Annotated in this window: 23 protein-coding genes; 14 read left to right on the top strand and 9 right to left on the bottom strand. The window is 50.0% G+C overall.

Annotation, left to right across the window (positions count from 1 at the left end):
* Nucleotides 1-89: 89 nt before the first annotated feature.
* Nucleotides 90-1,406 carry a 3-deoxy-D-manno-octulosonic acid transferase gene (locus J0A65_RS04525; RefSeq protein WP_206592946.1) on the top strand — a complete coding sequence of 439 codons (1,317 nt, stop codon included), beginning with the start codon at nucleotides 90-92 and terminating at the stop codon, nucleotides 1,404-1,406.
* On the opposite strand, the gene J0A65_RS04520 is transcribed toward J0A65_RS04525, so the two are convergent.
* Nucleotides 1,403-2,434, bottom strand: coding sequence for a glycosyltransferase family 9 protein (locus tag J0A65_RS04520; RefSeq protein ID WP_332874295.1), 1,032 nt, complete (start codon nucleotides 2,432-2,434; stop codon nucleotides 1,403-1,405). The genes J0A65_RS04525 and J0A65_RS04520 overlap by 4 nt on opposite strands.
* Before the next feature lie 57 nt (nucleotides 2,435-2,491).
* Here J0A65_RS04520 and J0A65_RS04515 point away from each other — a divergent pair, with 57 nt between their 5' ends.
* The 3 genes from J0A65_RS04515 to J0A65_RS04505 are packed head-to-tail and all read left to right on the top strand — an operon-like array spanning nucleotide 2,492 to nucleotide 5,382.
* Nucleotides 2,492-3,241, top strand: coding sequence for a 3-deoxy-D-manno-octulosonic acid kinase (locus J0A65_RS04515; RefSeq protein WP_206592945.1), 750 nt, complete (start codon nucleotides 2,492-2,494; stop codon nucleotides 3,239-3,241).
* Nucleotides 3,222-4,298: a glycosyltransferase family 9 protein gene (locus tag J0A65_RS04510; protein WP_232849746.1), complete on the top strand. Its 1,077-nt coding sequence runs from the start codon at nucleotides 3,222-3,224 to the stop codon at nucleotides 4,296-4,298. Before J0A65_RS04515 ends, J0A65_RS04510 begins: the two co-directional genes overlap by 20 nt.
* Nucleotides 4,291-5,382, top strand: a complete 1,092-nt coding sequence (locus J0A65_RS04505; RefSeq protein WP_206592943.1) for a glycosyltransferase — start codon at nucleotides 4,291-4,293, stop codon at nucleotides 5,380-5,382. Before J0A65_RS04510 ends, J0A65_RS04505 begins: the two co-directional genes overlap by 8 nt.
* On the opposite strand, the gene J0A65_RS04500 is transcribed toward J0A65_RS04505, so the two are convergent.
* Nucleotides 5,383-6,840 carry a capsule assembly Wzi family protein gene (locus J0A65_RS04500; RefSeq protein WP_232849745.1) on the bottom strand — a complete coding sequence of 486 codons (1,458 nt, stop codon included), beginning with the start codon at nucleotides 6,838-6,840 and terminating at the stop codon, nucleotides 5,383-5,385.
* A 144-nt stretch (nucleotides 6,841-6,984) separates the two neighbouring features.
* On the opposite strand from J0A65_RS04500, the gene coaD reads away from it, so the two are divergent.
* Nucleotides 6,985-7,470, top strand: coding sequence for a pantetheine-phosphate adenylyltransferase (coaD, locus tag J0A65_RS04495; protein WP_206592942.1), 486 nt, complete (start codon nucleotides 6,985-6,987; stop codon nucleotides 7,468-7,470).
* A gap of 13 nt (nucleotides 7,471-7,483) precedes the next feature.
* On the opposite strand, the gene mutM is transcribed toward coaD, so the two are convergent.
* The 5 genes from mutM to radC all read right to left on the bottom strand — a co-directional run bounded on the left by mutM (nucleotide 7,484) and on the right by radC (nucleotide 10,157).
* Nucleotides 7,484-8,296 (bottom strand): bifunctional DNA-formamidopyrimidine glycosylase/DNA-(apurinic or apyrimidinic site) lyase, encoded by an 813-nt coding sequence (gene mutM, locus J0A65_RS04490; RefSeq protein WP_206592941.1) that lies wholly within the window; start codon nucleotides 8,294-8,296, stop codon nucleotides 7,484-7,486.
* Nucleotides 8,296-8,754, bottom strand: coding sequence for a hypothetical protein (locus J0A65_RS04485; protein WP_206592940.1), 459 nt, complete (start codon nucleotides 8,752-8,754; stop codon nucleotides 8,296-8,298). Before J0A65_RS04485 ends, mutM begins: the two co-directional genes overlap by 1 nt.
* Nucleotides 8,755-8,934: 180 nt before the next feature.
* Nucleotides 8,935-9,090, bottom strand: coding sequence for a 50S ribosomal protein L33 (gene rpmG, locus J0A65_RS04480; protein ID WP_102798540.1), 156 nt, complete (start codon nucleotides 9,088-9,090; stop codon nucleotides 8,935-8,937).
* Nucleotides 9,091-9,100: 10 nt separating this feature from the next.
* A complete protein-coding gene (rpmB, locus tag J0A65_RS04475) occupies nucleotides 9,101-9,337 on the bottom strand; it encodes a 50S ribosomal protein L28 (RefSeq protein ID WP_188696552.1) in 237 nt (78 codons plus the stop codon).
* A 145-nt stretch (nucleotides 9,338-9,482) separates the two neighbouring features.
* Nucleotides 9,483-10,157, bottom strand: coding sequence for a RadC family protein (gene radC / locus J0A65_RS04470; RefSeq protein WP_206592939.1), 675 nt, complete (start codon nucleotides 10,155-10,157; stop codon nucleotides 9,483-9,485).
* An 83-nt stretch (nucleotides 10,158-10,240) separates the two neighbouring features.
* On the opposite strand from radC, the gene coaBC reads away from it, so the two are divergent.
* From coaBC to slmA, 3 genes are read left to right on the top strand one after another with little or no spacing between them, the layout of a single operon-like run.
* Nucleotides 10,241-11,485, top strand: a complete 1,245-nt coding sequence (coaBC, locus tag J0A65_RS04465) for a bifunctional phosphopantothenoylcysteine decarboxylase/phosphopantothenate--cysteine ligase CoaBC (protein WP_206592938.1) — start codon at nucleotides 10,241-10,243, stop codon at nucleotides 11,483-11,485.
* Nucleotides 11,442-11,897: a dUTP diphosphatase gene (dut, locus tag J0A65_RS04460; protein WP_206592937.1), complete on the top strand. Its 456-nt coding sequence runs from the start codon at nucleotides 11,442-11,444 to the stop codon at nucleotides 11,895-11,897. Before coaBC ends, dut begins: the two co-directional genes overlap by 44 nt.
* 13 nt (nucleotides 11,898-11,910) lie before the next feature.
* Complete coding sequence (gene slmA / locus J0A65_RS04455) at nucleotides 11,911-12,501, top strand: nucleoid occlusion factor SlmA (protein WP_206592936.1); 591 nt, start codon at nucleotides 11,911-11,913, stop codon at nucleotides 12,499-12,501.
* A gap of 40 nt (nucleotides 12,502-12,541) precedes the next feature.
* On the opposite strand, the gene J0A65_RS04450 is transcribed toward slmA, so the two are convergent.
* On the bottom strand, nucleotides 12,542-14,167 hold the full coding sequence (locus tag J0A65_RS04450; protein WP_206592935.1) for a M28 family metallopeptidase: 1,626 nt from the start codon (nucleotides 14,165-14,167) through the stop codon (nucleotides 12,542-12,544).
* A gap of 169 nt (nucleotides 14,168-14,336) precedes the next feature.
* On the opposite strand from J0A65_RS04450, the gene J0A65_RS04445 reads away from it, so the two are divergent.
* From J0A65_RS04445 to J0A65_RS04435, 3 genes are all read left to right on the top strand, one after another.
* Nucleotides 14,337-14,906 (top strand): TetR/AcrR family transcriptional regulator, encoded by a 570-nt coding sequence (locus J0A65_RS04445; protein ID WP_206592934.1) that lies wholly within the window; start codon nucleotides 14,337-14,339, stop codon nucleotides 14,904-14,906.
* Nucleotides 14,907-14,978: 72 nt separating this feature from the next.
* Nucleotides 14,979-15,302 carry a DUF1820 family protein gene (locus J0A65_RS04440; RefSeq protein WP_206592933.1) on the top strand — a complete coding sequence of 108 codons (324 nt, stop codon included), beginning with the start codon at nucleotides 14,979-14,981 and terminating at the stop codon, nucleotides 15,300-15,302.
* Nucleotides 15,303-15,485: 183 nt separating this feature from the next.
* Entirely contained in the window at nucleotides 15,486-17,168 is a 1,683-nt protein-coding gene (locus J0A65_RS04435) for a DUF885 domain-containing protein (protein ID WP_206593186.1), read from the top strand.
* Between the two features lie 50 nt (nucleotides 17,169-17,218).
* Here J0A65_RS04435 and J0A65_RS04430 read toward each other — a convergent pair whose 3' ends face one another.
* The gene (locus J0A65_RS04430) at nucleotides 17,219-17,680 is read right to left on the bottom strand and encodes an EVE domain-containing protein (protein ID WP_206592932.1); all 462 of its coding nucleotides are present in this window, start codon (nucleotides 17,678-17,680) and stop codon (nucleotides 17,219-17,221) included.
* Nucleotides 17,681-17,774: 94 nt separating this feature from the next.
* Between J0A65_RS04430 and imuA the strand changes: the two genes are divergently transcribed.
* From imuA to J0A65_RS04415, 3 genes are read left to right on the top strand one after another with little or no spacing between them, the layout of a single operon-like run.
* The gene (imuA, locus tag J0A65_RS04425) at nucleotides 17,775-18,458 is read left to right on the top strand and encodes a translesion DNA synthesis-associated protein ImuA (protein ID WP_206592931.1); all 684 of its coding nucleotides are present in this window, start codon (nucleotides 17,775-17,777) and stop codon (nucleotides 18,456-18,458) included.
* A gap of 8 nt (nucleotides 18,459-18,466) precedes the next feature.
* Nucleotides 18,467-19,873: a Y-family DNA polymerase gene (locus tag J0A65_RS04420; protein WP_206592930.1), complete on the top strand. Its 1,407-nt coding sequence runs from the start codon at nucleotides 18,467-18,469 to the stop codon at nucleotides 19,871-19,873.
* Complete coding sequence (locus J0A65_RS04415; RefSeq protein ID WP_206592929.1) at nucleotides 19,873-22,950, top strand: error-prone DNA polymerase; 3,078 nt, start codon at nucleotides 19,873-19,875, stop codon at nucleotides 22,948-22,950. The genes J0A65_RS04420 and J0A65_RS04415 overlap by 1 nt, the downstream gene beginning before the upstream one ends.
* The last annotated feature ends 143 nt before the right edge of the window (nucleotides 22,951-23,093 follow it).

Genomic DNA, 23,093 nt, shown 5'->3' with positions numbered 1-23,093 from the left:
ACAGAGGTAAACTCCCCAGTATGAGGTCTGCTAATTCAGTTTATGGCGATTTCTGGTAAAGTACTCATATCAAACCGCTAACCAGAGCGATGCTTAATATTATCCCCCACAACCAACCGACTCTGCTGCAGAAACTCTCGCGCTTGGGCTATACACTGATTTTGTCGGCCTTGTTGCCCTTTGTATTTATCAGCCAGGCAATTCAATCAATTCGTAGTGGTTCAGCGCACCCACGCCGGGGAATTCAAGGTCTAGGGTTTGTTCCGGTTCCACCAAAGCCTGGAGGGCTATTGATCCATTGCGTTTCGGTGGGTGAAGTTGTCGCAGCAAGCGGCTTGATTCGCCGCATTCAAGCCTTGTTTCCGGCGCTAACGATCTGTATCAGCACGACGACCACAACCGGCGCGCAAAGGGTACAGCAAATCTTTGGCACTTCAGTTCACCATATCTATCTGCCAATTGATCTACCTTTTGCCATGCAATCCATGCTGACGAGAGTCGCTCCTAGCCGAGTACTGATCATGGAGGTTGAACTATGGCCAAATCTGATACACCTTTGTTGGAAGCAAGGCGTACCGGTTAGTGTAATCAATGCCAGAATGACCGACCGCTCTCGTCGCAGTTATTGGAAACTTCGAGGCTTGTTTACCCCTATGCTGCAGAGACTGCAGCAGGTGTGTTGCCAAGGGCAGCGCGATTTCGACAATTATCTCAAGCTCGGCATTGAACCAACCAAACTCTGTTTAACCAACAATATAAAGTTTGACTTAGCCATTCCGGATAAAAAGGCTTTGGCGACGAAAAGTATCGCTAGATATAGTTTGCAAGATCGGCAAATTTTACTTGCCGGCAGCACTCATGACCCAGAAGAAGAAATACTGTTGGACGCCTATTCACACCTGAAAGGACGCTTTCCGGCATTGCTCTTAATTTTGGTGCCACGCCACCCTCAGCGCTTCGACAAGGTCGCCGAGTTATGTCAAAAACGTGGATTACAAACCCGCCGCACCAGCAAAGGGCAACAATGCGATCAGGAAACCGATATCTTGTTGGCAGATGAGATGGGGCTGCTGATGGGGTTATACGCGGTTGCCGACATTGCTTTTGTAGGCGGCAGTATAGCGACCAGAGGTGGTCACAATGCCTTGGAACCTGCAGCTCTGGGGATACCTATATTAATGGGCCCGTCACAACACAATAACCCGCATATCTGTCAGGTTCTTAAGGATGCCGGCGCCTTAGTGGAAGTTGAAAACAGCCAGCACATCATCCAATACGCAGAGCGTTGGCTAACTGAGCCCAACATGCGGACAGAAGCCGGGCTTGCCGGGCACAATGTTGTGCTGACAAATCGAGGGGCGGTGAATACCACCTTGGCTTGTCTATTCAAAGGCTCAGGCAGTTAATAGCCCTCGCTCAGCCAAGCATCCACTTTAGCCTGTACCGCTTGCACGGATATTCTGGCCATTAGTTCAGCACCTTTCACTCGGGTGCCCCAAGGCAGTGCTTGCCAGGTTTTACCTTTTTGCTGCAAAACCAACTCATCATAAACTGACACCACTCGATGCTGGTCCAAGTAGGGGCCAGTGCGACGCGGATTGCTATGAGCATACAACCCAATAACAGGGGTACCAACAGTGGTAGCCATGTGAGCGGGTCCAGTATCAGGCGCAATCACCAGTTTTGCACCGGCGATCAACGCCAACATTTGCTTCAGGCTGGTTTTACCAACAAAATCTGCACGAATCGCATTTGTATGCGCAAGAATAGCATCGGCGACGTTTCTATCCAGTGCCCCAGGGCCACCGCATAGCACGACGCTTTTACCCTGCTGGTGCAGGTAATCGGCTATCTGCGCATAACGCTCAGGCAACCAGTTGCGTTCTGCCTTACTGGCCGCCGGGCTGATAATCACATAGTCACCCAGGGGCTGTGTTTGTTCTGCGGCCCATGATTTGTCTTGCTCACTAAGGGGCATATCCCAATTTACGCTGTCTTCAACTGGTACGCCCAATGCGTCGGCAAACGCCATAAAACCATCCAGCACATGCGCATGCTGCTGAGGCTGAATACGTTTACCGGTGAACAGCCAATGAAACTCTTTACTACGCTGCCAGTCAAAGCCAATCTTACGTTTCGCCTTAATCTGCATGGCAGCAAAGTTGGCCCTTAACGCAACCTGCATGACCAATAATGCATCGAAAGTTTGTCCCGACAATTGCTGTTTAAGCTGAGCGTACGCCTGGCGCCCCTGACGTTTATCAAAGATAACAAAATTAACCCCGGGTATATCACCAACAAGTTGATTTTCTACTTTTCCAATTACCCAGGTCAGGCGTGCATCTGGCCATTGCCGACGGATTCGTTGCACCATGGCAACAGCATGACAAACATCGCCTATGGCGGATAAACGCAGGATGCACAGGTTTTTCACTCAAGTTTCCAATACTGATCGTGTAAAATGGCAAATTTACCACAAAGCGGGAACAAGATGTCGTCTGTTAAGCAGGGTCATCATAGTGCGCACAGCTGGTTGGTTGATGCTGACGTAATACAGGATCTCACCCCCCAACATTTCAATATCGGGTATTGGCAATCTGCTGGCCTGGTAACGGGACATTCAAGCGGTCGCGGTATAACCTACTTCGTCCGTCACAACACCACCCCGTTAGTGCTCCGCCATTACCGTCGCGGTGGATTAATTGGCAGGCTGTTGTCTGACCAATACCTGTATACGGGGCTGGATAATTGCCGCTCATTTCAGGAGTTCCGTTTACTCAGTTGGATGCATAAGCTAGGACTACCGGTGCCACGACCCATTGCTGCCCATGTGTATCGCAGCGGACTGATTTACCGCGCCGATCTGATCATACAACAGATAGAAAACGCCCGGGATCTTCATCAGATACTTTGTACATCTGGATTGGCAGAGAGTCTCTGGCAGGAAGTCGGACGTACTATCGCGAAAATGCACCTGGCGCAGATTTACCACCACGATTTAAATATTCATAACCTGATGCTGGATGCACAAGGTAAGGTTTGGTTAATTGACTTTGATCGTTGTGAAAAGCGCATTGGTACAGCCTGGCAGGCCAACAACCTTGACCGTCTGAAACGTTCTCTGGAAAAAGAAACGGCGCGTACGCAGCAATATCATTATCAGCCAGATAACTTTAGCCATTTACTGCATGGGTACCACCTGCAGCGCAACGAGGACAAGCATGACGCAGCGACAGACTAAAGTGTTGTTTATCCCCGTTTCCTCACCTGAGGGAATTGGCGAATATATGCGTAGTATCATCCTTGCAGATGCGATTCGCACTGAGTGGCCAGAAGCAGATATCCACTTTGTATTGAATCGCCACGCTCCCTATGCCGCTTCCTGCCCTTACCCTGCGCTATTATTGGATGCGTCTCCAACAAAATGCGAGGCGCAGGTAAATACCCTCATACGAGAATATTGCCCAACACTGGTCATTTTTGACGCCTCGGGCCGTCAATCTCAACTGGCACAAGCCAAGGCAGTGGGCGCCAAAGTGATTTTCATAAGCCAACACCAGAGCAAACGCCGCAGGGGCATGAAAATTGGCCGAGCGAGGCATACCGACAGACATTGGGTAGTGCAGCCGGAGTTTGTGATTGGCCAGCCATCCTGGCTGTCTCAGGTCAAACTTAAATGGTTGGGGCTTACCGCACCACAATGTATTGGTCCGGTTTTTAGCAATCCGCAATCAGAAACGCAGACAGACTTACTTGCAAAGCACTCGCTAGCACAGCACAAATTTGTGTTACTTAACGCTGGCTCTGGTGGCCATAAGGTCGAGGATGATTTAGCCGCGGATCGCTTCGCTGATGTGGCGAGAACTATTGCTGCCAAGGGGGTTCAGGCCGTCTTGGTACTTGGCCCCAATTATCCGAAAGAACTCCCCCAAATACCCGGCGTGTTGTGCTTAGGTAAAGTGGATAATCAGGACTTTATTGCCCTGTTGAATGCTTGCAAATACGCGGTTATCAGTGGTGGCGACACACTGCTCCAGGCCATTGCTCTTTTAGTTCCGACGCTTACGGTACCAGTGTCCAAAGATCAGCCTAAACGCATTGCAGCTTGTGCGAAACTGCAATTGATTCAGGATTGCCCTTGCGAGGTTAACAGCATGATAGCGGCCTGCAAGGTGCTGGATAACCAAGCAGAAATAACAAGGCTCAAGCAGAACATGACAGCCATCCCCACACTCAACGGCTTAAATACAGCCATGGCGGATATCCGCCAGCTCTTGGAAGTAGCTAAGAATGACTAAACAAATTGCCATTGTAATAGATAGCCTGGCCGGCGGTGGAGCGGAAAAGGTCATGTTGACCCTGGCGCAGACTATGCTTCAAGGTGGCCATAATGTGCATCTACTGGTCTTACAAAACTTTGGCTTATATGAAGTACCAGATAATTTGCCTGTGCATTACTGGAAAGCCAGTAAGAATGAGCGATGTGATGCACTATGGGGAATGGATAAATTAACCCAAGAATTCCTGGTTTGGGTACAGGGTATTCAGCGGCACGAGGGAAAATTTGATTTATTCATTTCCAACTTGGACAAGAGCAACTTATTGATGAGCCGCTCTCAGCTTGAGCCCACCTACTTTGTCGTACATAACGCGGTGGCTGAAGAACTTAAGAAAGAGAGAAGGCTGGGACCGGTCAAGTATTTTAAAATGTGGCGCGCGAAAAAGGCCTTGGACGGTAAGAAGCTGATCACTGTGTCGCACGGCATACAGAAAGAGATCCAAACCTCAGGATTCATCCACCCGCAGTCTGTGCAGACTATCTATAACCCATTTAATGTTGAAGAGATCCAACTGCAGGCACAAGCCCAAGTCAAAGGCTTACCGCAGGGTGACTATATGGTGCATGTAGGGCGTTTTGCTAAACAAAAACGGCACGATATCCTGTTTCAAGCCATGCGCGAAATGGATAGCGAACTGCCGATGGTGCTGCTTTGTAACAATACCAGCAAGGCCAAAAAAATGGCCAAGCAGTATGGTGTTGAAGACAGGATTATCCTGCCAGGCTTTCAGGCCAACCCTTACCCATGGATTAAGCATGCCAGGCTACTTGCGCTCAGTTCCGACTGCGAAGGATTACCAACGGTATTAATTGAGTCATTAATTTGCGGCACACCAGTAGTCAGCACTGACTGCCCTCATGGTCCAAACGAGATTATGACAGGGCCACTGGCAGAATTTCTGGTTCCATGCCGGGATCCGAAAAGTTTGGCAAAAGCCATGGATAGAGCGTTAGAAGTGTACCCTGATGCACAAACGGCAGAGATTCTAAGCCAAGTAAGCGCAGAAAACGTTACCCAATCCTACTTGGCATTAGCCGACTAGTTAGAACTTGTAACTAGCCGTAAGGTTAATATCGGCACCCCAGTCAGAGTCCTGTTTGTCAATGCGGCTGTGCTCAAGGTACAGCCCCATCTTTAAAGACCAATTCGCCATGGGCCATTGATACTGGCCCTTAAGATAAACAACCTGTTCCGATTCACCTTGGGTAACAGGGGATGGCTTTGACTGATCAGGGTTCAGCTTCAATCGCGCAAGCTCAACGGACAAGGTATCCCCATCCTTAAAGTGCTGTCGCATACCTAGGACTATTGCTTTAGCGTCTGAGTCAAAGGTGCTGCCGATAGCTCGTTGCTGATAGCGATAGCCACTTTTATACTGACTATGCTCGTAATAACAATCGTAGATATAAACACCTTCACCGCCACAGGCAACTTGGGTGTTGCTGGTTTCTGCAAACCACTTCGCACCAAATGCATAAACTGAGAAGCCGTAAAGATGGCCTTTGTCCGTGACCTTATAATAATCAACGGCATCTTCACCTATCTGTTGGCCATAAAGACTCATATCAAGGTCAAACAGGTTAAAACTGTAACGAATATCATAGCCAGCAAGTTGATTTCCGGCCTGGGTTTTCAACGCAGGATCACAGTCATCCGCACCGTTAACGCATTCATTTTTAAAGGTCAGTATATTCAGAAAGTCTGAGAGACTGTTTCCTCGACCTTCCCCTCCCCACATAGCGGCCCAGGAAAAACCAACTTCCAAACCATCCAAGGGTCGAAAGTTAAGCCGGCTCTTCCATAATCGGGTGTCAGGTACTGCGCGATTACCTTCAAGCTTGCCCATTTGGGCGGTAAAGTACCAAGGACCAAGGAAGCTCAGAAAGCCATCCGAAGCTGTTGCCATTGAGCGTGAAACAGAGATACCAGGAACAGGTCTGGCATTATTACTTAGGATGAGGCTGCTGGACTGGCCGGGCCCCCACCATTGGTCTAACGCACCAACCCGAATGTTCCAGTTACCAAACTGGTAAGCAAGAAAGCTTTGGTCCCAATAACGCTCGCCACCAGGTGCAAAGTTGCTGGTAATCTGGTAGGCCAACGGCCCCCAATCGCCGCTGGCAGAGATACGGGCAAAGCCTTTTTCGGCAGATACGTCATCGAAACTCTTGAAGCGTTTTTCACTGCTGCTGGCTTGCAGAGTAAGTACCTTAAGGGTTTTAGCATTTTTTTGCTGCTGTAGATAATGACGCAGTCGGGAATAAGCGACCAAAGCCTCAGCGTCTAAGCCGGTCGGGTCAATTCGCTCAAGTTCACGATCAACCCCCTTCCAAGGCACGGGAAAGCTGGTTACTGCAACCTGTAAATGACCTTTCTCAGCCAGTAATGTCAGATCTGAGTGTAAAGCGGGGTCAATGGTGCCTATCCAGGGAGAGGAAAGCGTAGCAAAAGGGGCAACCAAAGCGGCCAACAATGATGAATTAAGCAGAGTCTTACGCAAAATCATTCCTTTCTCAGACATTAACTGAAGCCCTTACCTCCCCGGAAGAGGCGGCATTCTAGCATTAAAAATACCAACGAAAGGGTTAAATTCTGTAAACAGCTAAGCTAAGCTTGGCGCTGGTTTTTTGTCAGTGACATCTTTATGCATACCAAGGCCATTTATCCAGGCACTTTTGACCCGATCACCAACGGCCATGCCGATCTTATTGAGCGGGCAGCCAATATGTTTACTCACGTCACCGTCGGCGTTGCTTCCAACCCAAGTAAAAAGCCGCTGTTTAGTTTGGAAGAACGTGTAGAGCTGGCTAAACAGGTCACTGCGCATCTGGATAACGTGGAAGTCCTTGGCTTTACCGGCCTGTTGGTGGACTTTGCGGCAAAGCATGATGCGACTATCCTGATTCGCGGCTTGCGCGCTGTATCGGACTTCGAATACGAATTCCAATTGGCCAATATGAATCGGCGCTTAAATCCCAATCTGGAAAGTGTATTTCTCACGCCGTCTGAGGAAAACTCTTTTATCTCATCCACCCTGGTAAAAGAAGTCGCCCTGCACCGTGGTGATGTCAGCGGTTTTTGCCATCCTGTCGTCCAAGACGCTCTGCGGATAAAGTTTAAAGACAGGTAGAAGGTCAACGCGTCTAGCGTTGACACTTTTTGCAATAGAAGCTGTTGCGTTGCCCTATGGTGAGCGATTGCACAGGGTTTTCACAAACCCGACAAGGCTCTCCTGCCCTGCCATAGACTTGTAGTTCCTGGGCAAAATAACCGGGATTACCGTCGGCCTGGGTAAAGTCTTTAAGGGTGGTGCCGCCCTGCTGAATGGCGTGTGCCAATACTTGCTTAATTGCCGCAGCCAACTTCTCGTAAGCGCCTTTAGTGACTTTTCCTGCGGCTTTACGCGGGTCAACGCCCGCCATAAACAGGGATTCACTGGCGTAGATATTACCCACCCCAACCACAATCTGGTTGTCCATAATAAAATTCTTCACCGCCAGAGTTTTATTGCGGGAAAGTTCATAAAGACGACGCCCATCAAAGGCATCTGTTAGCGGTTCAGGGCCTAAACGCTCAAGCAACTCAATGGGGGTTTCACCAGCAGCTTGCCATAGGCAGGCACCAAAGCGTCTGGGATCGTTGAATCGCAAGCATTTGCCGTTATGCAGTTGAATATCCACATGATCGTGCTTCTGAACTGGCGTATCAATATCCACTACCCGCAGGCTGCCGGACATGCCCAGATGCAAGATCAGGCTGCCAACGTCAGTATCGATCAACAAGTATTTAGCCCGGCGTCTGACATCGCGGATTTCTCGGCCAACAGCGTATTGGACTTCCCCCGGAATCGGCCAACGTAGTTGAACTTGTCGTACCATAATGGCTTGTATTCGCTGGCCAATCAGATGCGGACTGATCCCCAAGCGACTGACTTCTACCTCAGGTAATTCAGGCATTAATAGGTTCCTTCTGGTAGATAACTAGCCAGATAAGCGTTGGGGAGTTGGTATAACTTGCCCTGGTGCGCCACCAGCACGCCGTCATCACGCTGCTGTAAACTAAAGACCCTGCCTTGCTCTTCTCCAGCCAACCAGACAACCACAACCACACCAGCAGCTAAGCTTCCTTCCCCTAAAGAAATTGGCTCGGCGGCCTGCCAGTTTTGCACTATAGCCGTCAATGATGGCTCATCCGAATTCTCCGAGGGGCGTAACCGCCAGCCTTGCCCCACCCGTTCTAATAAATGACTGCCAAATTCTATCTTCATCACCGGTATGTCGGCAGGTAACAAATGCATGGCATCGGTGGATGTGGGATCGGATAAAAACTTTCCACTTTGATTAAACAAAAGGATCAACAGCAAGGTGGCGAAGATCAGGACGTTATTCCAGCCCCGGCGCGACAGGCGAATCATAAGACGTTGCTCAGTATCAGGTTTCTATTCATTCTACCTGCCACTAAAGCACAGACAAAGTGCTTAGGTAAACAAAAGGTCAATGCTCATTGGCATCCTGCCAGCGCGGCATACCGTCCGTCCCTGGACATAAAAAAACCCGGACGAGCCGGGTTTTCTTGGAGACAAAAGCAAGCAAAATTACTTGATTTTGGCTTCCTTGAACAGCACGTGCTTGCGCACAACGGGATCAAACTTTTTGATCTCCATTTTGCCAGGCATGTTGCGCTTGTTCTTGTCAGTGGTATAGAAATACCCAGTATTTGCAGTAGAAACCAACTTGATCTTATCGCGCATGGTTTATTCCTTAGATTTTTTCGCCACGGGCACGGATATCAGCTAATACTGAATCGATGCCTTTCTTATCGATAATGCGCATAGCTTTAGGAGTCAGGCGCAATTTAACGAAACGGTTCTCGCTCTCAACCCAGAAACGGTGGGTTTGCAGGTTTGGCAGAAAACGACGACGAGTCGCGTTCTTTGCGTGTGAACGGTTGTTACCTACCGCTGGACGCTTGCCAGTTACTTGACATACTCTGGACATGTTTGTCTCCAAATTACTTTAAATCATTCCTGGCTGGCCAATGTACAACCTATACCAGTTCACGCTAGTGACAAGAGGGCGCATTTTATACAGCAAAGCCCTCCTAAGATCAACTCTTTTCCGTTCAATAATGAGGCGCAAGCGCTTATAGCAAGCCCCTTTCAGCGAACGAAACCGCCTCTGAGTCACCGATAACAAAATGATCTAACACGCGAATATCCAAAAGCGCCATGGCATCAACGATCCGGCGGGTGATCATACGGTCAGCCTGGCTGGGTTCTGCCACACCAGATGGGTGATTATGCGCCAGGATCACAGCCGCAGCTTTGGCATCCAAGGCAGTCTTCACCAACACCCTCGGATACACGGATGCCGCATCCAAAGTGCCATAAAACATCGGCTTAAATGCAATCAACCTATGCTGTGCATCCAGCAATAGCATGGCGAACACTTCGTTGGGTTCATCCCTAAGTTGGCTGACCAGAAAGGCTCGGGTGTCATTGGCACTGCTAAACACATTGTTGCGACACAGGTTTTCTTGAAAATGGCGCCTGGCCATTTCCAATACGGCTTGCAATTGCACATATTTTGCGTCTCCCAGCCCTTTGGCCGCACAAAAGGCATCACGCTCAGCCGATAGCAGCCCTCGCAAGCTACCAAATCGCTGCAGAAGGGAACGAGACAGATCAACGGCATTGATGCCTTGAATCCCGGTGCGAAGAAAAATGGCAAGCAATTCGGCATCTGACAGACTTTGCGCCCCCCTGGCTAGAAGCTTCTCCCTGGGACGCTCCTGAGATGGCCAATCCTGAAGTTTCATCTCCCTCTCCTTTGCAATATGCATAGTCCATTAGCGGTTATTAATGATAGGCTATCCACCTTATCCGAACCGGATTTGTATCTATGCAAAGGTTACATGAAATCAACATTCTGCTAGGCATCACAGGTGGCATTGCCGCTTACAAGACACCTGATCTGGTGCGTAAGCTAAAAGCCAAGGGCGCCAATGTCAGGGTGGTGTTGACACCATCAGCCAAAGAGTTTGTCAGCCCCTTAGCGCTGCAAGCCGTGTCCGGTGAACCTGTGTCTTTGGAATTGCTGGACCCAGCTGCCGAAGCAGCCATGGGACATATTGAACTGGCCAAATGGGCGGATCTGGTATTGATCGCACCGGCCAGCGCCAACTTCATTGCCAGGTTATCCGCCGGTATGGCCGACGACCTGCTCAGTACATTATGTTTAGCCACCAGCGCCCCCTTATATGTGGCACCAGCCATGAACCAGCAAATGTATAGGGCAGCAGCAACCCAACAGAATCTTGCCACCTTGCGTAACCGCGGCATCCACTTACTGGGACCGGCAGAGGGTGAACAAGCATGTGGTGACGTTGGACCAGGTCGCATGCTGGAGCCACAGGAACTTGCCGATGCGCTGGAAGACAATTCTGCTGGTCGCCCTCTGGCTGGCACAAAAGTTCTTATTACCGCTGGCCCCACCCGGGAAGCCATCGACCCGGTACGCTATCTGTCCAACCATAGCTCAGGAAAAATGGGCTACGCCCTAGCAGGTGCAGCCAGACGCCTTGGCGCTGAAGTGACGATTGTCAGCGGCCCTGTTGTACTAAATGCTCCGGCTGGATGTCGGCGCATTGCAGTGCAAAGTGCATTGGACATGCATGAAGCCGTGATGGCTGAAGTCACCAATGCCGATATTTTTATCGGCTGTGCCGCCGTGGCCGATTACCGTCCGGCCCAGCAAGTTGAGCAAAAGATTAAGAAAAGTCGTGACGAAATGCAGCTGACCCTGATAAAAAACCCTGACATTCTCAGCGACGTGGCCGCACTGCCAAATCGGCCATTCGTCGTGGGTTTTGCCGCTGAAACACAGGACCTTGAACACTACGCCCGCGACAAACTCAACAGAAAAAGGCTGGATATGATTGCAGCCAACGATGTATCCAAGCAGAATATCGGCTTTAACAGCGAACAGAATGCCTTATCTGTTTTCTGGCCTTCAGGTGAAACCAAACTGCCGGAAAGTGATAAACACAGCCTGGCATTGCAATTACTAGATGTAATTGCAGAGCAATATAAAGAAAAACAAGATGCACAAGATAGACGTAAAGATACTGGACCCACGAATCGGTAATGAGTTTCCGCTGCCCGAGTATGCCACCCCCGGCTCTGCCGGCATGGACTTGCGGGCCTGCTTGGACGCTCCCTTATTGCTGGCTCCAGGGCAAACCGAATTGTTACCCACAGGTATTGCTATTCACATCGCCGACCCTGGCATCTGTGCCACCATTTTACCCCGCTCAGGCTTAGGCCATAAGCATGGAGTCGTGCTGGGAAATCTGGTCGGTTTGATCGATTCTGACTATCAGGGCCAGTTGATGGTCTCTGTGTGGAATCGCAGCGATGAAGAATTCATTATCCAGCCAGGCGATAGAATCGCACAGATGGTGATTCTGCCGGTTATCCAGGCCAAATTCAGCATAGTGGACGAATTCGATAGCAGTGACCGTGGTCAGGGTGGCTTTGGCTCCTCAGGCCGCAACTAAGCGGGGGAGTATTATGCCAGCAAGCAAACGCACCAATCGTCGCGCGCAAATTCTCCAGTGTCTGGCCAGCATGCTGGAAACCAGCCCGGGTCAGCGTATCACCACAGCCAAACTCGCTGCGGAAGTGGGAGTATCAGAAGCGGCCCTGTATAGGCACTTCCCCAGCAAAGCCAGAATGTTCGAAGGTCTGATTGAGTTTATCGAAGAAACCTTGTTTTCCCGCATCAACAAGATTCTTGAAGATGAGAAAGATACTGCATTGCGCTGCCAGCATATCCTGCATTTGATTCTTGGCTTTGCTGAGCGTAATCCCGGCATCACTCGTATTTTGAACGGTGACGCACTGATGGGCGAACAGGACAGGCTGCGTACCCGCATAGCTCAGTTGTTTGAGCGACTGGAGACACAATTAAAGCAAGTATTGCGCGAACGTAAGTTACGCGAAGGCAAGCCGATGATTGCCGACGAAGGACTGATCGCCAATATTCTGATTTGCTTTGCCGATGGCCGTATCAATCAGTTTATCCGCAGTGAGTTTACCCGCCGTCCTACTGAAGGCTTTGCCGAACAATGGCAATTGCTGAAAGGACGCTTCTTCGTCTAGTCATTGTATTTTAATGGAAAAAGGGGCAAACGCCCCTTTTTTATTGCCCGAAGGTGTTACCAAAAAAGTCCCCTTCATTCCAGCTGGGTCGTACCGGGTCATTGGCTATGGTCAGGCCAATTTGCAGATTCGCTTCCGTAAAACGCTGCGCGGCACGCCAGTTGAAGTTGTCATTCAGCTCGTCAGAAGGCTTGTGATAATCCGTATGCAGAAATTCACCAAACTTCTTGGCACCATCCACGTTCGGATCCATGGAAGTCAGACCGGGCACCAAAAATACCGCAGGTACCCCTTTCTTCACGAACATATAATGATCGGAACGGGTAAAGAGTGCCTGTTCTGGCCAAGGATCCGGGCTCAAACTCATGCCAAGCTTGGCCACCGCATCCGCGACCGTAGCTTGCAAAGAACTGTGGTTGGCGCCAAAGGCGATCACATCGGCAGCTTCATAAGTCAGAATTGGCATATCCAGATTCACGTTCGCCACCATAGACTGTAAAGGTACAGTCGGATGGTTGGCAAAATAGTCCGCCCCGAGCAGGCCTTTCTCTTCGCCGGTAACAGACAAAAACAATATGGAACGTTTAGGCGCCTGTGGCAGGCCACTTAGCAGCCTGGCGGTTTCTAACAATACCGAGCTGCCACTGGCATTATCCATAGCGCCATTATTGATTTTGTCTTGTTTAACGGTTTTAGCGAAGCCAATATGATCCAAATGCGCGGTATATACTACGTACTCATCTTTTAACTTAGCATCCGAACCCGGTAGAATGGCTGCCACGTTGGGGCTGCTAATGGTTTTATGTTCGCTGCGCTTACTGAATTCAATCTCAGTAGGTAATGCGAAACCTGCCGGTGATTTATCCTGCTCAAGATCCGCATAAATCTCTTCCAGACTGCGTGGTGCGCCCGCAAATAACAAGGTCGCAGCCTCCTGAGACAAGTACGCCGAATTTTTTAACTGGGGTTGTTGATTAGCAGGTTCACCATCAGCTTTTAACCAGCTTACGCTAGGCATGTGTAAATAATTGAGTAGATTCTGATAGGGTCTGACTTTCTCAGCCAGTGGGGTACTGATAGTGATCATGCCAATAGCCCCATGCTCGGCGGCATGGCGACTCTTCTCGCTGCCGGAACCAAAGTGTGCCCCTTCCTCACTGGGAAAAGACTTTGGCTTACCCGATAACACCACGACCACCTTACCTTTCACATCCAACTTGGCGTAGTCATCATGCTGTAATTCCGGAGCGACAATGCCATATCCAGCAAACACCAGTTTTCCCTGCAAGTGCGAGACTTCACTGATCAGGCTCGCAGACGTTAAATACTGACGAGGATATTCCAGACTGGTTTCACCACCAGTCCCCTTCAGAACCAACTTAGCAGAATCCTGTACCAAGTAAGCCTGGCGAAAAGGGATGGCCTGCAAATAGCTGCCATTGTCACCCGCTGGCTGTAACCCCAACTGGGCGAATTGGCTGAGCATATATTGCGCAGCAATATCATGTCCTCTGGAACCGGTATCCCGCCCTTCCAGCAGGTCATGAGATAAAAACTGTAAATGTGCCTGCAGGCGGTTTGCATCGGCTTTCGGCAGGTCGGCCTCTGCCCAGGCTGGCAAACTGCTTCCCAACAACAAACATAATGTAATCAGTGGTCTTTTCATTGTAATTCTCGGTGGTTACGCCTCGCCAGTCTCGCATATTTCCCCTCACTCGTCCGCGTTATACTTTGTAAGTATTTAATTCTGCTGTATCTGTGCGGGCGAGTGGGTTGACTTGATTGCACATTGCACTACTCTGCTAAGAACATTCGTTCTTTGGTTCACCTACACTATGCCAAGAAAAGCGCAATATGATGTCAATCAGGTCTTAGATCAGGCCATGGATGTACTGCTGGAGCATGGTTTTCATGGTTCTATCATGGATGAGATTATTGCCAGGACCGATTTTAATCGCCGTGGCTTTTATCTCGAGTTCGGCAGCAAGCAGAACTTTCTTTATTTGGTACTTGAGCGCTACCAACAGCACAAACTGGCACCGATTACCCATCACCTGGCCGAAAATCAAGGGCTGGCATCCATCCAGCGTTTCTTTGATGACTACATTGCCTTGATCAAAGGTCGCGGCTGTCTGTTGATTAACTGTATTACTGAGCTGGGTTTTGACGATGCCAGAATACGCGAGATGGGGCGCCATTATCTGGATAATCTGCAACAGGGCTTTATTGGTTGCCTGGAAAGAGCTCTCATGCATGGCGAAGTGCGCAAGGACATCCAATTGGAAGCCACCGCGCTGCAACTCACCTGCTATGTGCAAGGATTTGCGGTGAATGCCATCCTGGCGGCTCAGACGGATGAACTTAAATTAGCGACCCATGCTTTACTTGGTCCTTTGTCGATATAAATGAGAGGCTATTGGCAGTGACTTGTACAACCGCTAAAATCGCCGCCCTGATGGTCACTCGAAAACTCTGAAATGAGCAAAGCTAAGCCACTTTATAAAGTCCAATTTATCAGTAACGCTGAACGTTACGAGGTGTATGTGCGCGAAGTCAGCCAAGGTGCCATGTTTGGCTTTGTCGAAATTGGCGACTTTGTTTGGGATAACCACAGCAGCCTGTTAGTGGACCCCAGTCAGGAAAAGCTGAAGACTGAATTTGACAACGTTATGCGTACATATATTCCAATGCATAACGTACTGCGCATTGATGAAGTGAAAAAACAAGGCAATGCCAAGGTAACAGAATTGTCTGACAAAGTGACGCCCTTCCCCAAACCCATCTATACCCCTAAGAACTGAGACTTGTACTGGCCTCACTGCCAACAAACGCAGATCACAACGAATCCAACGAACCTCTCACTCTGACCAATACACTTTCCAACCAGGATGCCTTAAGCTCTGAGGTTCAGAATAAGAAATAAGGTAATCACTGTGTTAAAGCATTGGATAACCGGAGCCCTGCTACTGACCAGCAGCGCATCCATGGCTAGCGACAGATTGGACGAGCTGTTAGACGAGATCTGGCAATTTGAATTACGTGTTTCCCCGACTATGGCTACGTCTCAAGGGGTACATGATTATGATCATTTGCTGGCAGACCTGTCTGCCGAGGCGCTAAAACGTGAAAACGACCAAGCTCAGGCTTATATCAAGCAACTCGACGCGCTGGCCGACAGCAAACTGAGTAAAGACGGTCGCATCAATCTGCTGATGCAGCGCCGCCGCCTGCAAGAAATTGTCGATAGCTATCAGTTTCATGCCCACTACATGCCTATTACCTCCGAGTACGGCTTCCATAGTGCCTTGTCATTCCTGCCGCGCAGCAGCAAGTTTGCCAGCCGCCAGGATTATGAGAACTACCTGGCCAGGCTTGCTGCCATTAACACCTATTTCCAGCAAAACATGCATTGGATGCGCGAAGGGTTAAAAACCAGCTTTACCCAGCCACAAGTTGTATTGAAAGGGTTTGAGCAAACAGCCCTGGCATTCATTCATGACCGTCCGGAAGACAGCCTGTTTTATGGCCCGTTTAAAAACATGCCAGCCCATATGGACGCCAAACTACAAGGCGAACTGCAGGCCAAAGCCAGGCAGATTATCAGCCAGCAAGTGTTCCCGGCTTACCAGATGGTCTATGACTTCTTCGTCAAAGAATATATTCCCGGTGCCAAGCAGGACATTGCCGCTAAAAGCTGGCCAGAGGGTGCCGCCTACTATGAAAACCGCGCCCGTTATTACACAACCCTGGATATGGGTGCAGAGACCATTCACCAACTCGGTCTGGCAGAAGTCAAACGCATCCGCGAAGAGATGCAAACTGTTATGCAAGCCTCAGGATTTAAAGGTGAGCATAGTGAGTTTATTCAATTTTTACGCACCGATCCGCAATTCTATGCCACTAGTGCCGAGGAGTTATTGAAGCAGGCTTCTTACTTATCCAAACAAATTGACGCCAAACTGCCGCAGCTTTTCTATAAATTGCCCCGCACCCCTTATGGCGTGGCACCGGTACCAGACAGCATTGCGCCCAAATACACCACCGGGCGTTATGTTGGCCCAACCCGGGACGATCAACCCGGCTACTACTGGGTAAATACCTATGCCCTGGACAAGCGCCCCTTGTATGAATTGCCTGCTTTGACCTTACATGAAGCCGTGCCTGGCCATCACCTGCAAAACTCACTGGCCAGAGAAATGACCGACCTACCCCCGGTCAGACGTTACACCTACATTTCTGCCTTTGGTGAAGGCTGGGGCTTGTATTCTGAATATCTGGGTAAGGAAATTGGTTTTTATCAAACCCCTTATGATCAATTTGGCGCCCTGAGCTACGAGATGTGGCGGGCCTGTCGCCTGGTGGTCGACACGGGTATGCATATGAAGGGCTGGACACGCCAGCAAGCCATTGACTACATGCTGGAAAATACCGCGTTATCCGCCCATAACGTCACCACCGAAATTGATCGCTATATTTCCTGGCCCGGTCAGGCGCTGTCTTACAAGCTGGGGGAAATCACCATTAAGCGCTTGCGCAAAGAGGCTGAACAGGCCCTAGGTACCCGTTTTGATCTGCGCGCTTTCCACGACATGTTGTTGGAAAACGGCTCTGTGCCCCTGGACGTGCTTGAACAACTGGTCAGAGACTACATTAAACAACAGAGTTAATCGTTAGCGGCCCGGCCAGCCCGGGCCCTTCAGGCTTTACGCCCCCAGAATCAGCCCGCCATTTCTAGCAAGATATTCCATTCGTCGGCCTCGACCGGCATCACTGACAGCCTGTTGCCCTTTTGTACTAGTTGCATATCTGCCAGCGCAGGATTGGCTTTGATACTTTGCAGACTCAACACCCGGTCAAACTTACGCACAAACTTCACATCCACCATATACCAGCGCGGCTTATCCTGGCTGCTTTTGGGATCATAGTATTTGGATTCAGGATCAAATTGGGTGTGATCCACATAGCCAGCCTTGACCACTTCGGCCACCCCGGCAATGCCCACTTCATCGCAACTGGAATGATAAATAAATACCTGGTCGCCAAGCGCAATCTGATCACGCAGAAAGTTTCTGGCCTGATAATTTCGCACCCCATCCCAATGCTCGGTTTGCTCTGGACGGCTGATTAAGTCATTGATCCCAAAAGCATCGGGTTCTGTTTTAAATAACCAATAACGCATTTGTCTTGCTCCTTTTTCAGCCCCTGAACGGACAGAGACTTGCACAATGGCCAATCATCAATATACTGTATTTATATACAGTTAAATTTATCCTATGAACAATCTTCTCGATCATTTAAAAAACAAAGGTTGGATCTGGCAAGCGGATTTTACCCGACCTTTGCCCATCGCCAAGCAACCTGTACCGGACGATCTGGATGAATATGTTCGTGGCGGGCTGAAAGAACATACCCTGGTGGAAATTCACAGCCAGATTGGGATAGGTGAAATTCGTCTGCTCCTTCCGCGCCTGGCTGCCAATGGTCAAGACCACAGACTGTTGGTGTGGATTGCACCACCACACCAAATCAATGGCGAATGTCTGCACCAGGCAGGGGTAGATTTGTCCCGGGTGCTTATTCTACACCCTCGTGATGGCAAAGATGCCCTGTGGGCCGCCGAGCAGTGCCTGAAAAGCGGAACCTGCCACTCGGTTTTACTCTGGCATGGTGACATAGAAGTCGCTCAGGTGAAACGCCTGCAACAGGCCTGTCAGCAAGGCCGGGCGCAACTGTTTCTGTTGCGAACCAGACAGAGCATCTCCCAATCTTTGCCGGTGTCGTTAAGCTTGCAGCTTGAAGCCCATGCAGAAGGCCTTCAGATCAAAGTCACCAAATGCCGCGGGAGTTGGCCACCTGCACCTTTTATTTTAAATATGCGCCAGCGCTGGCCGAAACTGTGTCTGCCCCAGCCAACACAGCCCTCAGCCAATGTGATCCCTTTGCATCGTGCAAGCTGAGCCCCCCTATGACGCCCCTTTGGCTGTATCTGGACTTTCCCAGTCTGCAACTCGACACCTTATACCAGGAACAAGCCTCCAACCCTGTCATCATCCTGAATAAAGAACACAACCAGGTCATCCAGCTAAATACTCTGGCATATCACCATGGCATCAGAGTGGGCATGGGGCTTGGCAGTGCTGCCGCTTTGCATAGAGATCTACAAGTGATTGAATATCGACAGGAACTGGAAGCTACCAAGTTAGCCGAGATCGCACAGTGGTTGTACTTTGTCACCTCAGATATTGCCTTTTGGTCACCTAACGGCCTGCTGCTGCGTATCCAGCATATGTTATCCATGTATGGTGGCTTGCCGTCTTACTGGCAAGCGCTCAATGACAGGCTCAGCCCCTTAAAACTAAACATAGGTTACGCTTGCGGTACCAGCCCTTTGGGCGCAAGACTACTGGCCAGAAGCGGGCACAATCTCATCAGTCAGGATCCAGAGCTACTGCGAGAGAAAGTTAGCTTATGCGCACTGGAACAAACTGACCTTCCCCAGAGTATGTGTGAAAAGCTGGCCAGAGTGGGCATCCGCCGTCTGAAGGAACTGATGAATGTGCCCCCCGGCGAGCTGGCTAAACGTTTTGACAGCCAACTGGTGACCTATATAGGCAAGCTGCAGGGCACATTCCATCATCCCGTGGACTTTTATCATCCTCCCGCCGTCTTCAATCAGTATCTTGAGCTGATGTATGAAATAGACAGCAGCACAATACTATTGCAGCCCATCAAGCGCTTGCTGAGCGATTTAGAACGTTTTTTACGCTTGCGGGATAAGCTGGCCACTGTACTCGAGTTTCGCTTCTCACAGCGAGATAGCGACGCCCTTTCACTCACCGTATCTTCAGCACAAGGAGAATATCAGGCCCAGCAATGGCAATCCCTGGTCAGCCTTAAACTGGAAAACCTGGAGCTTGATCAGCCCGTGTATGGCATCCAGTTGGCCGTTACTCATATGATTGCCAAAGAAGCGCAGGTGAATGATCTGTTCGCCGGTAAGCAAGGGCAAATGAATCACCGCCAGTTGCTGTCGCTGCTACAAGCTCGCTTAGGCACAAACGCGGTCTTTGGACTACAACTACGAGATGACTTTCGCCCTGAATACAGCAGTAGCTATTGCCGCCCTTTTGAGCGCCTTGAAAAGCAAAACTGGCCGGTTCCCACCCTCAGACCCAGCCTGCTATTGGCCCCTCATCGCCCCTTAAATGAAAAAGTCAGCCTGTTACAGGGTCCGGAGCGTATCCAAACGGGCTGGTGGGATCATCAGGCCATTGACCGGGACTATTTTATTGCCCGCAATATCCAGGGCCAGTGGCTGTGGGTTTATCGTACCCGCGATAACCAGTGGTACATACAAGGGTTATTCAGTTGATGTCTTACGCTGAGTTATTCTGCCAGAGCAACTTTTCCTTCCTGACCGGGGCATCCCATCCACAAGAACTGATCAGGCAAGCCGACTATCTTGGCTATCAGGCGCTGGCCATTACTGACGAGTGTTCCCTGGCAGGTATTGTCAAAGCTTATATGGAAGTCAGAGACCGACAACTGGATATCAAGTTAATTGTCGGTAGTTTAATTAAGCTCGCACCGGGTCTCGAACTAGTATTGCTTTGCCCGGACAAATCCGCCTATTCCGAGCTTTGCCGACTGATCACTAATGCCAGACGCCGTTCAGAAAAAGGGAGCTACCAGATACATGAATGGGATCTAAAAAGCCTTCGCCATTGTTTGCTGCTATGGCTGCCCAGCGGGGAGAAGCAACAAGATAACTATTGGGCTGACTGGTTAACTAAACATCAGAGAGAACGTCTCTGGCTGGGCTGTCGGCGTTTACTCAAAGCTGATGAACAGGAATACCTGGCACATTGTCAGCAATTAAGTGAACAGTACAAACTGCCAGTTTGTTGTTGCACCGGGGTGTTAATGCACCATGAAGCCCGCCACAAACTGCTACACACCTTGTCGGCCATTCGCCAGGGTAAGCCCGTGGAAAAGCTAGGTCATCAACTCCAGGCCAACGCGGAAGCCTGCCTGCGGCCACTGGAAAAGCTTATGAAGCTTTACCCTCAGCAGTGGATACAGACTGCCCTGAGTATCGCTGAGCGCTGTACCTTTACACTGGATGAAATCAAATATCAGTATCCCGAGGAAGTCGTACCTCAGGGTAAAACGGCCAGTGAGCATCTACGGGCATTAGTTGAAGCAGGTACAGCATGGCGCTATCCCGAGGGCGTATCGGCCAAGGTACAAGCATTACTTGATAAAGAACTCTGTCTGATCTCAGAGCTTGGATACGAATATTTCTTTCTGACTATTCATGACATTGTTGAGTTTGCCCGTCGGCAGGACATCCTCTATCAAGGGCGGGGTTCGGCCGCCAACTCGGCGGTATGCTATTGCCTGGGCATTACCGCGGTAAACCCGCAAAAAAGCGAGGTACTGTTCGAGCGTTTTATCTCCAGAGAGCGAGATGAGCCACCGGATATTGATGTGGACTTTGAACATGAACGCCGCGAAGAAGTCATTCAATACATCTATCAAAAGTATGGCCGTGAGCGCACAGCCCTGGCCGCTACAGTAATTACTTACAGGCGCAAAAGCGCCATACGTGAGGTGGGCAAGGCGCTGGGTATTAATGAGACCCAACTGGACTTCTTTATCAAAAATATCAATCACCGCGACAGTGGCCTGAACTGGCAGGCCCAGCTCAGCGAGTTGGGCCTGGATCCATCGTCCCACCTTGGCCAGCACTTTATTGAACTGGTCAACGATCTGATTGGCTTTCCGCGCCATTTGTCCCAGCATGTCGGTGGCTTTGTGATTGCCTCCGGCCCCTTGTATCACGTAGTGCCATTAGAGAATGCCGCCATGGCAGAGCGTACTGTTATTCAATGGGATAAAGATGACCTTGAAGCCATGGGCCTGATCAAAGTCGATGTATTGGCTCTAGGGATGCTTACGGCTATCCGCAAGTGTTTTAGCCTTATTCAACAACATTATGGGCAAGCTCTGTCGATTGCTGACATCAGCAATCGCGGCGATGATCCAGCGGTCTATGCCATGATCCAAAGTGCGGATACCGTAGGGGTTTTCCAGATTGAATCCCGCGCCCAGATGAGTATGTTACCCAGGCTAAAACCCAGGGACTATTATGACCTTGTGATTGAGATTGCCATAGTCCGCCCCGGCCCTATTCAAGGCGATATGGTTCATCCCTATCTGCGTCGACGCCATGGTCAGGAGCCGGTTGAGTACCCCTCACCAGAAGTAGAAAAAGTGCTGGTTCGCACACTGGGCGTGCCTATCTTTCAGGAACAGGTTATCCAGTTGGCTATGGTCGCAGCAGGCTTTAGCGGGGGAGAGGCAGACCAACTGCGTCGCGCCATGGGCAGTTGGAAGAAAACTGGCGAACTGCAAAGGTTTGGCGAGAAACTGATTAACGGTATGCTGGTCAGAGGCTACGAGCGGGAATTCGCTGAACGCATCTTCCAGCAGATTTGTGGCTTTGGTGAGTACGGTTTCCCCGAAGCACATTCCGCCTCTTTTGCCGTGCTGGCGTATACCTCGTCGTGGCTAAAATATTATTACCCAGCCGTTTTCTATACCGCCTTACTGAATAGTTGGCCGATGGGCTTCTATACCCCTTCCCAGCTCATTCAGGACGCCAGACGTCACCACATCAAGGTGCTTCCGGTCTGTATAAATCACTCAGATTACGACTATAGATTAGAGAAACAGGATAATGAACTGGCCATTCGGGTGGGCTTTCGCCAGATTAAAGGACTTGCCCAGCAGGTGGCAGTGAACCTCCTAACTGCTCGTCCAAAGCATGGGTTTACTCATATTAAGCAGTTACGTGAGATTAATCTCTCTCAGGAGGCATTGGAACAGCTAGCCAGTGCCGACGCCCTTGCTTGTATTCAGGGCAATCGCTATCAGGCTAGGTGGGCACTTATGGACAGCAGCCATAGTCTGTCCGTGTTTAGCCACTCAGAACCTTCAACTCAGGCATGGCTATTTCAACCGGATGAGCTGGCAACGCTCTCCGAGGATTACGCTGCAACAGGCTTCAGCCTTGCCAAGCATCCTATTCAATTGCTGGATGAAGCCGCGCTGTTAGGAAAATATACCCCGGCCGCTCAACTAACCATGAAGGAGCACAGAAAACCCGTGACTGTGATAGGCATGGTCACAGGACGACAGCGTCCAGGCACATCCAAGGGAGTGACCTTTATCACCTTAGAAGACCACACTGGCAATATTAATGTAATTGTCTGGCTGGCCACCGCCAGGGCACAAAAGCAAGCCTACCTGAAGTCCAGTATTCTTAAGGTCTCAGGCCTGCTTGAAAAAGGTGACGGTGGTGTTATCCATGTAATTGCCGGCAAGCTAGAAGATCTAAGCCATTTATTGGATAAGCTGAGGGTTACGTCCAGGGACTTTCATTAAGGTTTGCGGAGTGGGCAGTCAACGTGGGCTGCGTTGATTGAAGGTAAATCGCGAGCAATAAAAAAGGGCTATCCACTCGGATAGCCCTTCTTCGTATTGGGAGCCTGGCGGTGTGCTACTCTCACATGGGGAGACCCCACACT

This window comes from Bowmanella yangjiangensis (assembly GCF_017255015.1).
In the GTDB taxonomy this organism is placed as follows: Bacteria; Pseudomonadota; Gammaproteobacteria; order Enterobacterales; family Alteromonadaceae; genus Bowmanella; species Bowmanella yangjiangensis.
This window is presented reverse-complemented; position numbering and strand designations above follow the sequence as displayed.

Bases quoted from the DNA above. Each gene is read 5' to 3' on its own strand.
- J0A65_RS04525 (WP_206592946.1), top strand. From the start codon at position 90: ATGCTTAATATTATCCCCCACAACCAACCGACTCTGCTGCAGAAACTC.
- J0A65_RS04515 (WP_206592945.1), top strand. From the start codon at position 2,492: ATGTCGTCTGTTAAGCAGGGTCATCATAGTGCGCACAGCTGGTTGGTT.
- J0A65_RS04510 (WP_232849746.1), top strand. From the start codon at position 3,222: ATGACGCAGCGACAGACTAAAGTGTTGTTTATCCCCGTTTCCTCACCT.
- J0A65_RS04505 (WP_206592943.1), top strand. From the start codon at position 4,291: ATGACTAAACAAATTGCCATTGTAATAGATAGCCTGGCCGGCGGTGGA.
- coaD (WP_206592942.1), top strand. From the start codon at position 6,985: ATGCATACCAAGGCCATTTATCCAGGCACTTTTGACCCGATCACCAAC.
- mutM (WP_206592941.1), bottom strand. From the start codon at position 8,296: ATGCCTGAATTACCTGAGGTAGAAGTCAGTCGCTTGGGGATCAGTCCG.
- J0A65_RS04485 (WP_206592940.1), bottom strand. From the start codon at position 8,754: ATGATTCGCCTGTCGCGCCGGGGCTGGAATAACGTCCTGATCTTCGCC.
- rpmG (WP_102798540.1), bottom strand. From the start codon at position 9,090: ATGCGCGATAAGATCAAGTTGGTTTCTACTGCAAATACTGGGTATTTC.
- rpmB (WP_188696552.1), bottom strand. From the start codon at position 9,337: ATGTCCAGAGTATGTCAAGTAACTGGCAAGCGTCCAGCGGTAGGTAAC.
- radC (WP_206592939.1), bottom strand. From the start codon at position 10,157: ATGAAACTTCAGGATTGGCCATCTCAGGAGCGTCCCAGGGAGAAGCTT.
- coaBC (WP_206592938.1), top strand. From the start codon at position 10,241: ATGCAAAGGTTACATGAAATCAACATTCTGCTAGGCATCACAGGTGGC.
- dut (WP_206592937.1), top strand. From the start codon at position 11,442: ATGCACAAGATAGACGTAAAGATACTGGACCCACGAATCGGTAATGAG.
- slmA (WP_206592936.1), top strand. From the start codon at position 11,911: ATGCCAGCAAGCAAACGCACCAATCGTCGCGCGCAAATTCTCCAGTGT.
- J0A65_RS04450 (WP_206592935.1), bottom strand. From the start codon at position 14,167: ATGAAAAGACCACTGATTACATTATGTTTGTTGTTGGGAAGCAGTTTG.
- J0A65_RS04445 (WP_206592934.1), top strand. From the start codon at position 14,337: ATGCCAAGAAAAGCGCAATATGATGTCAATCAGGTCTTAGATCAGGCC.
- J0A65_RS04440 (WP_206592933.1), top strand. From the start codon at position 14,979: ATGAGCAAAGCTAAGCCACTTTATAAAGTCCAATTTATCAGTAACGCT.
- J0A65_RS04435 (WP_206593186.1), top strand. From the start codon at position 15,486: ATGGCTAGCGACAGATTGGACGAGCTGTTAGACGAGATCTGGCAATTT.
- J0A65_RS04430 (WP_206592932.1), bottom strand. From the start codon at position 17,680: ATGCGTTATTGGTTATTTAAAACAGAACCCGATGCTTTTGGGATCAAT.
- imuA (WP_206592931.1), top strand. From the start codon at position 17,775: ATGAACAATCTTCTCGATCATTTAAAAAACAAAGGTTGGATCTGGCAA.
- J0A65_RS04420 (WP_206592930.1), top strand. From the start codon at position 18,467: ATGACGCCCCTTTGGCTGTATCTGGACTTTCCCAGTCTGCAACTCGAC.
- J0A65_RS04415 (WP_206592929.1), top strand. From the start codon at position 19,873: ATGTCTTACGCTGAGTTATTCTGCCAGAGCAACTTTTCCTTCCTGACC.